Origin of the sequence: Kosakonia sp. MH5 (genome assembly GCF_009935945.1) — a bacterium.
Taxonomy (GTDB): Bacteria; Pseudomonadota; Gammaproteobacteria; order Enterobacterales; family Enterobacteriaceae; genus Kosakonia; species Kosakonia radicincitans.
In genome coordinates this window covers 20,773-30,114 of record NZ_QODH01000020.1, presented here as the reverse complement: position 1 = coordinate 30,114, position 9,342 = coordinate 20,773, and the positions used below count along the sequence as shown (strand labels likewise).

General features: G+C 56.4%; 10 protein-coding genes. 1 reads left to right on the top strand and 9 read right to left on the bottom strand.

The features are described from left to right. The first annotated feature begins 127 nt into the window (after window positions 1–127). Entirely contained in the window at window positions 128–265 is a 138-nt protein-coding gene (locus tag DK872_RS26460) for a hypothetical protein (protein ID WP_161518398.1), read from the top strand. A gap of 82 nt (window positions 266–347) precedes the next feature. Here the strand turns inward: DK872_RS26460 and DK872_RS26455 are convergent, their stop codons facing one another. The 9 genes from DK872_RS26455 to DK872_RS26415 form a co-directional block, all read right to left on the bottom strand. Next, on the bottom strand, window positions 348–1,625 hold the full coding sequence (locus DK872_RS26455; RefSeq protein ID WP_035887713.1) for a TonB-dependent receptor: 1,278 nt from the start codon (window positions 1,623–1,625) through the stop codon (window positions 348–350). 103 nt (window positions 1,626–1,728) lie between these two features. Then, window positions 1,729–3,120, bottom strand: a complete 1,392-nt coding sequence (locus DK872_RS26450; RefSeq protein ID WP_072439064.1) for an FAD-binding oxidoreductase — start codon at window positions 3,118–3,120, stop codon at window positions 1,729–1,731. Window positions 3,121–3,143: 23 nt separating this feature from the next. Continuing rightward, on the bottom strand, window positions 3,144–3,947 hold the full coding sequence (locus tag DK872_RS26445; RefSeq protein WP_035887708.1) for an ABC transporter permease: 804 nt from the start codon (window positions 3,945–3,947) through the stop codon (window positions 3,144–3,146). After that, window positions 3,944–4,777 carry an ABC transporter ATP-binding protein gene (locus tag DK872_RS26440; RefSeq protein WP_035887707.1) on the bottom strand — a complete coding sequence of 278 codons (834 nt, stop codon included), beginning with the start codon at window positions 4,775–4,777 and terminating at the stop codon, window positions 3,944–3,946. The genes DK872_RS26445 and DK872_RS26440 overlap by 4 nt, the downstream gene beginning before the upstream one ends. Next, entirely contained in the window at window positions 4,774–5,745 is a 972-nt protein-coding gene (locus tag DK872_RS26435) for an ABC transporter substrate-binding protein (RefSeq protein WP_007370414.1), read from the bottom strand. Before DK872_RS26435 ends, DK872_RS26440 begins: the two co-directional genes overlap by 4 nt. 14 nt (window positions 5,746–5,759) lie before the next feature. Further along, entirely contained in the window at window positions 5,760–6,638 is an 879-nt protein-coding gene (locus DK872_RS26430; protein WP_035887705.1) for a creatininase family protein, read from the bottom strand. Between the two features lie 14 nt (window positions 6,639–6,652). Then, window positions 6,653–7,108 (bottom strand): RidA family protein, encoded by a 456-nt coding sequence (locus DK872_RS26425; protein ID WP_007370412.1) that lies wholly within the window; start codon window positions 7,106–7,108, stop codon window positions 6,653–6,655. After that, window positions 7,098–8,303: an amidohydrolase family protein gene (locus DK872_RS26420; protein WP_035887703.1), complete on the bottom strand. Its 1,206-nt coding sequence runs from the start codon at window positions 8,301–8,303 to the stop codon at window positions 7,098–7,100. Before DK872_RS26420 ends, DK872_RS26425 begins: the two co-directional genes overlap by 11 nt. Then, entirely contained in the window at window positions 8,300–9,256 is a 957-nt protein-coding gene (locus tag DK872_RS26415; protein WP_035887701.1) for a PDR/VanB family oxidoreductase, read from the bottom strand. The genes DK872_RS26420 and DK872_RS26415 overlap by 4 nt, the downstream gene beginning before the upstream one ends. Window positions 9,257–9,342 lie beyond the last annotated feature (86 nt).

The window sequence follows — 9,342 nt, the reverse complement described above, 5'->3', positions numbered from 1 at the left end:
CGCTCAATATTCGTAACCAGCAAGCGCATACCCTGAATCACCTAATAGCGTAATTTTCAGGGTATGAAAGTCTATATCTCGCTCTAAGCGAGCTTTCAGACTGTCCGCTTCATGCCAGAAGTAGACCTTGTCGCTTCTGGAAATTTCAGTGGATGTGCTTTGGCTCTTTAAAAAAAGCTCTAAAAACAGCGATACCGAAAGTGATGACACGACGTCGATGGCGGGCAGTTTGTTGTTGAGTGTCGCGGGCTGGCAGGAAGGGTGAGTATTGAGCCAGAAATCGTGTGGCACGTGTCTAAATGCGCGATAAATCAACAAAACGGGAGGCCACGAAGCCTCCCGGCGATTTAAAAGTCGTATTGCAGGCTTAAACGGTTCTGCCAGAAATGCGAATCATATAGCGGTGATGTCTGCACCCCAGCGAAATCGGTCAGGCTCAACCCTTTCAGCATGCCACTGAAACTCCAGGTGAAATACACCAGATATTCCGACTGATTAATGCTGGCCGAAGCCGGTGACGGTTTCAGATCCATAAACGAATACTGCGTCCCCAGAGACAGGTTTTCATTCATCACGTAATTCAGATTGGTCATATAAGCGTTGCCGCTTCCCAGATCCTGAGTACTGGTGAAGAACGGTTGCGCAAAGTAAGGACCCGACGAAGTGTTGTGCGCGTAAGGCGTCACCAGCGAACCGTTGTTCCAGCTATTGCCGCTGGCGGCGATGTGGTCATAGCCCAGCTTCCAGCTCAGGGCTGGAGTCAGGGTCAGCGCCAGTTGGGCACCGTAAGAGGTACTGTTCACTTCACCAGCCAGCGCTTTGCCCAGGCTGGTGCCGCGAATAAATTGCACGCCAAAATCCGGCTGGAACAGCGCATCCTGCCATTGTAAATGGCTCTCGCCATACACCAGGCGGGTATAATCGGCATACTCCTGATACCACAACTGGCCGGTGAGTTTTTTGCCGTCCCACTGCGTACCGCGACCACCACCCAACGCCCACATGCCGTTAGTGCGTTCATCCACATCGGTATAGGCCGTGGTATTCAGGAATTGATCGTCACCCCACGGTTTATAACGCCAGACTTTGGTGGCATGCAGATAATTGGTGCTGTCGCCGTAATTCGCATCTACACCACGGAACAAAATAGGCGTAATACGCCAGTCGTAATCACCGACAAAAGGAATATTGATTCGTTGATCACCGGCAGTAATTTTAAAATCATCCAGCTGCCAGCTTAAATAAGCCTCACCAACGTTAGTTTGATTATCACCAATATCGCTGATGGTATGAGCTTCATCCGGATGGTCAATCCCGCGCAGGAAAATACCGCTGACACCGGCACGGAAACCATAAAACGGCGCGGTTTCATATTTTATATCACCACCGTAGCTCAGGGTGTCCTGATTAAAACCTTTAGAAAAATACGCGTTGTGCGTTGAATAATACAACGTGCGCAAACTGCCGCTCACGGTACCGCAGGTGAAAATATCGGTGAAGCTATTTACACCACTCGCACCGTACTGACAATCGCTGATATTGCTCTGTGTCGCCGCCAGTGCAGCTGGAACAAGCGGGAAAAACAGCGCAGCAAGACACGCACCACTTAGTGTTTTTAATTGCATAATCCCAAGCCTCGTCACTTTTTGAAAAGAGCAAAGCAGTGCCACCCGCACAATAAATGTACGGTCGGTGGCATGCTTTGCCGTAAAAATTTTTTATTATTGATTAATTATTTATGCCGGTTATTTTCACATCCGGCAATGTATCGCGAACTTCCCAGCCACGTAATTTTCCAGGATTCAGTAAATTATACGGATCGCAGGCACGTTTCATTGCCACAACATCTGCCCGCACCATGCCTTGTTTACCATCTTCAATATGAATAACGTGCGGGTTATTAATTTTCACCCCGTTATCACGATAAATATCCATAATGGCGTTCAGACGTTCTTCATCGCTATATCGCACCAGCGGCAACCCGCTACAGGTCAGCGTGCCGTTCATATCGCGCAGAAACTCAATATGCGACATCACCTCATCTGATAATTGTGCTTCCATCGCCAGCGCCTGCTGATGATAATTTTCCGGCGCATAGGCAGTTTGCAAATAGGTCAGGGTCTTATCGACCTTCAGTGCCTGCAACGTGGTATGGTTCCAGCAATATTCAATCAACGAATGACCGTGATTCTCACCCTCAGCAAAATGCAGCGCGTTGCGGCCATCATGCTGCGTCAGCAATGATGGCATTAGTCGGTCGCTCTCCACCCCGACCACCGAAATCACGCCATGCTGCCCCGCTATGCCCGCATCGGCGAGATCGGTGAAGTAATCCAGCACCGGCGCCGCCATCACCGCCACCTGACGCTTCACCAGCCCTGGCGATTTTGCCAGCGCATCGGCAAAGGCCATCGCTGCCGGGAAGCTGGCAAAGGTGTCGAGACGTTCAATCCAGTCGTGACGCGGAGCCAGCGCCAGCTCAATCTCCAGCACAATGCCGTTGCTGCCGTAAGCATGATGCAGCAGTAAGGCGTCAGGCGCCTGTAGAGTCAGGATGCGTGGCGTCTTTTCCATCGTCATCAGCTTCACTGACAACACATTGCCGGGGGCCGCCAGCGGGCCATAGTTGATGGAACCCACGCCACCAAAACCACCGCCAAACAGACCGCCGAGCGTCGCCAGCTTCCAGGTGGAGGGCATACAACGCAGCTCCCAGCCGAGTGGTCGGGTATGGGCTTCCAGGTCACCGAGACGAATCCCGGCCTGCGCGCGCACCGTGCCTTGCCCCATGCTCACCACAGCGTTCAGTCTGGTCATATCGACCATCACCCCGCCCTCCAGCGGGATCAACTGACCGTAGTTACCGGTGCCGCCCCCGCGCAGATTGAGCGGGATGCGACGGGCTGCACAGGCAGCCACCACTGACACCAGTTCCTGTTCATCACGCGGGCGCACTGCCAGCTCAGCAAATTTCTCTTCCAGTTGCGGTTTCAACACCGGGCTGAACCAGTGAAAATCGCGCGACAGGCGTTTGACCTTGGGCGCATCTTTAATCCAGTCCAGCTCAGGCAGCGCTGCGACCAGCGCCGCCAGTACAGACTGACGATCGGAATCAGACATCTTTCTTTCCTGTTGTTGAGGTATCAGGTCGGGGTAAGTTCGCTCTCATGCCAGTCCGCCAATACGCGGCGCGTTAGCCACGACATCAGGGCAAACAGCAGGAACCCCGCCAGGGAAATCAGTAACAGCGCGGCAAACATCAGCGGAATATTGAGCTGATAACCGGCCTGTAAAATCTGGTAGGCCAGCCCGGTGTCGGTACCACCCGTACCGGCGACGAACTCCGCCACCACTGCGCCAATCAGCGACAAGCCGCTGGAGATACGCAGCGCACCGAAAAAGTACGGCAATGCCGAAGGAATGCGCAGGCGCAGTAAAATCTGCAACCGCGACGCATGGTTAAGTTTGAAGTAACTTAACAGGCCCGGCGAGACACTGCGCAGCCCCTGAGTGGTATTGGAGATGATGGGAAACACCGCCATCAGCGTGGCACACACCACCAGCGACATAGTGGTATCTTTCACCCAGATGATGATCAGCGGGGCAATCGCCACAATCGGCGTCACCTGCAAAAACACGATGTAGGGAAACAACGCACTTTCGATAAAGCGGTTCTGCACCAGCAAAAACGCCATGACCGAGCCAATCACAATCGCCACCAGAAAGGAGATCACAGTGATTTTCAGGGTGTAGAGCAGCGACATAAACAGCGTCGGGAAGTTCTGCACCAGGCTTTGTGCCACCACCTGCGGCGACGGCACCAGGAAGGCGGGCACCTTCAGCGCCGTCACCAGGAACTGCCACAGCAACAGCAGCACAATGGCAAACAGCGCCGGGAACAGACACTGCTGAAATTTACGCTGCGCGGCTAAGGGCTTTTTCATCATTTGCTCTCCTGACTGGCAGCAAACAGACCGCGCTGCAACTGCTGGGCATACTGGGTAAATTGCTGGCTGACGCGAAACTCATCATCACGCGGGAATGGCGCATCAATGCTGATGTCATCCACCACGCGGCCCGGCCGTGCCGCCATCATGATCACGCGCTGCGACAGGAATACCGCTTCCTGAATCGAGTGGGTGACAAACACCACCGTCAGCTTCTGCTCCTGCCACAGCTGCAGCAGATCGCTATCCAGTTTGTTACGGGTGATCTCATCCAGTGCACCGAAGGGTTCATCCATCAGCAGCACTTTCGGGCGCGTCACCAGGCCACGGGCAATCGACACACGCATCTGCATTCCCCCGGACAGCTCACGTGGCAGCACATGGCCAAACTGCCCCAGCCCCACCAGATCAAGGATTTCGCGCACGCGGGTATCGGCTTCGGCCCGCGGCACACCGGACAAGTCGAGGGGCAGGCGCACATTTTTATGTACGTTGCTCCACGGCATCAGCGTCGCCTCCTGAAAAACGAACGATAACGGCAGATCACGCTGTTTTTCCCGACGATCGCGACGGAAAAGCATCAGTTTTCCATCGCTCGACTCTATCAGCCCGGCGATCATTTTTAACAAGGTACTTTTGCCACAGCCGGACGGACCGAGCAGCGAGACAAATTCGCCCTGGCGAATTGTCAGGTCCACCGGCAGCAACGCACGCGTACCATTCGGATAAATTTTCTCCGCAGAGAGCACTTCAATCGCCGGGGGTGCCGCATGCAGCGGCACCGCTTGCACATCATTGCTCATCAGGGTCAGTCGGCTGGCGACATTCATGGCATGACCTTCACGTCTTCAATGAATTTCAGGGTGTAGCTGCCGTCAAACGGTACTTTCACTGGATCGATCAGCTTGTTGTCCACCAGCAACTGCCAGGTCTGCTTCAGACGCGGTACGGTCATAATCCCGATACCGCCTGTCTGCGCATCGCCGCCTGTCAGCATCTGATACTTTTTCATCTGGGCGATGCCGAAGGCGATCTGTTCGTCGGTCATCTGCGGGTTTTCTTTCTTAATCAGCGTGTTGCCCGGTGCCGGATTCTCCAGGTAGTTTTTCCAGCCCTGCATCGAGGCTTTAACAAAAGCCGCGACCGCCTGCGGACGTTTCTCGATGGTCGATTTCATGCACACGATGCTGTTGCCGTATGGTGGGTAGCCCCAGTCGCTGATCGGGTAGACGTTGGCCTGCGCCCCGGCTTTCTGCACCGCAAAAGGTTCGGAGGTCACGTAGCCCTGCTGTACCAGGGTTTTATCCGCGAGGAACGGCTGCACGCTGAAGGTATACGGGCGCACGCGGGCGTTTTTCAGGTTGAGAACGCTCTGCGCCCACGGCCAGTAGGAGGTATAGGCTTCGGCGGCTAACAGGAAAGTTTTACCCTGCAAATCGGCCTGGCTTTTCACATCCGGGTGGGTGATAAACACAATCGCCGAATGCTGGAAGGTGGTGGCAACCGGTACAGCTTCCACGCCCTGCTGCCAGGATTCCAGCGCCTGCATGTTATCGCTGATGATGCAGTCGGCCTGGCCTGCCGCCATCAACTGCATGGTGTGCACCTGCGGCCCTCCCATTTTGATGGTGACGTCCAGACCGGCATCACGGTACAGATTCTGTGCCTGGGCCTGATAAAAACCGCCATGCTCGGCCTGAGCATACCAGTTGGTCATAAATGTAAATTTCTCGGCAGCCATTCCCTGGGCCGACAGGGCCATGGAAAGCGCGGCGACAATGCTCAATGTTTGTTTCATAGCCGATCCCCGAATTAGCGCGGTGGTAATAATGATGCTGCGTCGTTTTGGTCTAATACTTTGCCCTGCCACTGCCCTGTGCCCCACGCCGGTTCAGCGCGTGTTACCCATGTCATCTGATGCACTTCGGTAATCACCTGCGCCCAACTGGTCGCCAGTGAATCCAGAATCGCATCCCCCTGCTCTTTGGTTGACGGGCGCGGATCGCCGATCACACCACTCGGGCCAAAGTCATATGACGCCCATGCCGCCATCGGACGGGTGCGGGAGAGCGTCGGGCACGGGAATACCGGTGGATAGTTGGCGACTGCTTTGTCCATCTGCACAGTATCCGGTGCCAACGCCAGCATTAGCGCGGTTTCGGCATGACCGGCGTGCATCGCCATCTGACGTTCTTGCTCGTCCATAAAACTTTCGGCGCAGTTCGGCACTTTGAAGGTGTCCTGCATGATGATGATCATGTCGCCGTGACGCAGGCGCAGTTCGCGCGCTGCCATCTGCAACGGCTGCGGCTGACCACCATGGCCGTTGACCATCAGGAACTTACGGAAACCGGCGCGGTACAGCGATTCGCCAATCTCCAGAATGGTGTGCAGCAGCGTCTCACCAGTTAGCGTCAGAGTGCCGGGGAAATGCAGATGCTCGTCCGATTTGCCATAAGTGATGGGCGGAATGGCGTAGGCCGGGATCGTTGCCGGTAAACGTGCCAGTGCATGGCCGACTACCCCGGAGGAGATCACGCTATCCACCGCACACGGCAGATGCGGGCCATGCTGCTCAATCGCCCCGGTCGGCAGCACAATCACTGTGTTGGTTTTGTCGTCCAACGTGGCGATATCGGTCCAGCTCAGATACGGCAAAAAGCGGTTTGCCGGAATATAACCATGTAACATCTTGCTTCCTCGTGTTATTGCGGCAACCACGCCGTCGCTTCAACTTCAATTAAGACATCCGGGCTGGGCAGCATTTCACTCACCTGAACCACGGTAGAAACCGGTGGCGTATCGGGGTAAAACAACTTGCGCACCCGGCTGTAGTGCGGAAAGTGATCCAGATTGCGGAAGTACTGCACCAGTTTGATCACGTCGCTCATCTGGCCGCCCGCGCTCTCAATGGTGGTGCGGATGCTCTCCAGCACATACCAGCTTTGCGCCAGGATCGGCCCTTCTTTGATATCGGTGGAGAACTCACCGGTGCGCCCCAGCAGTTGCTGCGCCCCGGCGGGGATATCGTCGTAACCGCGCACAATCAGCGCGGTTTGTGGGTTCACCGGGATAATGCCGGAGAGAAAGATAAAATCGCCCGCGCGTCGCCACGCGGCATACTTCGCCAGCGGTTTACCCGCCCCAGCTTCAAGTGTCATTGCTGAATTCCCCATAACAGATCCCCTGTTTCAACCGATAGCGACTGCGGCTACGCAGTGGCCAGCTTGCCGCCTCGGCTGCAGGGAAAATGACAAAATCGTTAGCCAACACATTTGCACCATCATGCAACGCCGTACGCTGACAAATCAGTGCCGATGCTTCATCAAAGGCCATACCCAGCTGCGCACTCAGCAGGCCGCTGAACAGCGTGTCGAGCGGGTCGTAGCTGCCGACCGGACAGAACGCGTCCTGCACGTTATCCGCCCCTAACAGCAAGGGGATGCCGCGCGCCTGCGCCTCTTTAATCAGCGTTAAACCGCGCTGACGCGGGGTGCGTCCCGGCACTGCGTCCTGTAACAGCAGGTTGGTCAGCGGCAGCGCAATCAGGGTGACGCGATGTTGCGCCAGCACCTCAAGGATGGCCTCGCCGTCTTCCTGCTGCGCCAGGGCACAACCGTGGCTACAGGTAATGCGTCCGTTAAACGAATACTGCCGCAAATAGCACGCCAGCCAGCGCAAGCCCTGCGCATCGTGGCTCAGTTCTTCGTCGATATGCAGATCGATATCCAGCTGCCAGCGTTCCGCCGCCTGCAATAAATGGGTAAACGCCTGGGCATCCCAGTTGCTGCTGTGAATAAAGCCCCCGAGCAGCGCACCACTAGCGGCCACCTGGGCGGCGATATGATCCGCCTGGGCGGCATCAGCAAAAAAGGTCACCGGGGCCAGCGCGACACGTTCAATGGTGCACAGCGGATGCTGCAACTCACCCACAACCTGCCATGCCAGCGGGGCATCGGCAGCAAACCAGTCGATATGGGTACGCAGCAGACCCACACCGGCCTCCACCGCCCAGCTCAGTGCCTGGCTGGCACGCTGCCGCAGGTCGTCCGCACTCCAGCGCACCCGGTCCTGATGCATGGCGGCGATGGCTGCCAGCAGGCCCGGCTGTTGGGGCGGACTGCGCTGCGCGGTGAAGGTTTTATCGAGATGCGCGTGGGGTTCAATCAGCGCTGGCAGCACCAGTGCACCATTGAGCGCCAGATAGCCACTAACATTCTGATCCGGCTCGATCCGGGTGCCCTCTTCGCGGAAATGCAAGGTTGCCAGCGCCGGTTGATCGCCATCCATCGGCCACTCTTGCGGCAGCAACCAGCGGGGTAAACGCGCACCTGTTGCGCCCGGATAGGCGCTCACAGGTCGAGTACCAGGAGTGGGGAACGGGCACGCGAACAGCACAGCACGATGCAATCATTGGCTGTGCGCTCTGTCTGGCTCAACACTTCATCGCGATGATCTGGCTCACCATGCAGCACACCGGTAATGCAGGCTCCGCACATCCCCTGTTCGCAGGAGAGTTCAATGTCGATCCCGGCACGCTCCAGCACCTCCGCAATACTTTCATCAGCATTGATGGTGTAACGCGCCCCGCTCGAGGCGATTTCTACCGTGAACGTGTCGCCAGCAACCGATTGCGTGGCAGCACTGGCTTTGAATTTTTCACTGTACAATTGATCAGCGCGCCAGCCGTATTTCAGCGCTAACTGATGCAGATGGTCCATAAAACCCGCCGGGCCACAGCTCACCAACACGCTGTCGTGCGACTGTTTAAGATCGGCCGGGACATGCTGACGCAGACTGTCACCTTCGCTGCTGTAATGCAGCACCACGCTCGCGCCAAGTTGCTCCAGCCGCGCGCTGAACGGCAGTTCATCATGGCGTTTGAGAAACAGATGCAGCGTGAAATCGGCACCCTGCACCGCCAGCTGTTCCGCCATTACCAGCAGCGGCGTCAGGCCAATACCGGCGGCAAACAGCAGCGTACGCGGTGCCTGCGGCAAGGGAAAATGGTTGCGTGGAGCGGAGATGGTTAAGCTCGCCCCGGTCTGCACCTGATGGTGCAGCCAGCGAGAGCCGCCGCCCGATGCCTGATCGAGACGGACGCAAATTTGGTAGTGCCCCGCCCCGGCAACGGAGCAGAGCGAATACTGCCGCTTGCCGCAGTCGGGAATGGTCACATCAATATGAGCACCGGGAGTGAACGCCGGTAGTGGATGACCACTGGCAGACGCCAGGGTCAGTAGTACATTGCCAGCACCGTTGAACTGCTTTGCGATGACGGTGACAGCCAGATTCTCTGCCTGCTTCATGATAATCCTGCATACCACGGACACGTCATCAGCCGGAAGGCCGCGCGTAGTCTCGTTTTTATCGTGATTGTGATTATTATGTTGCC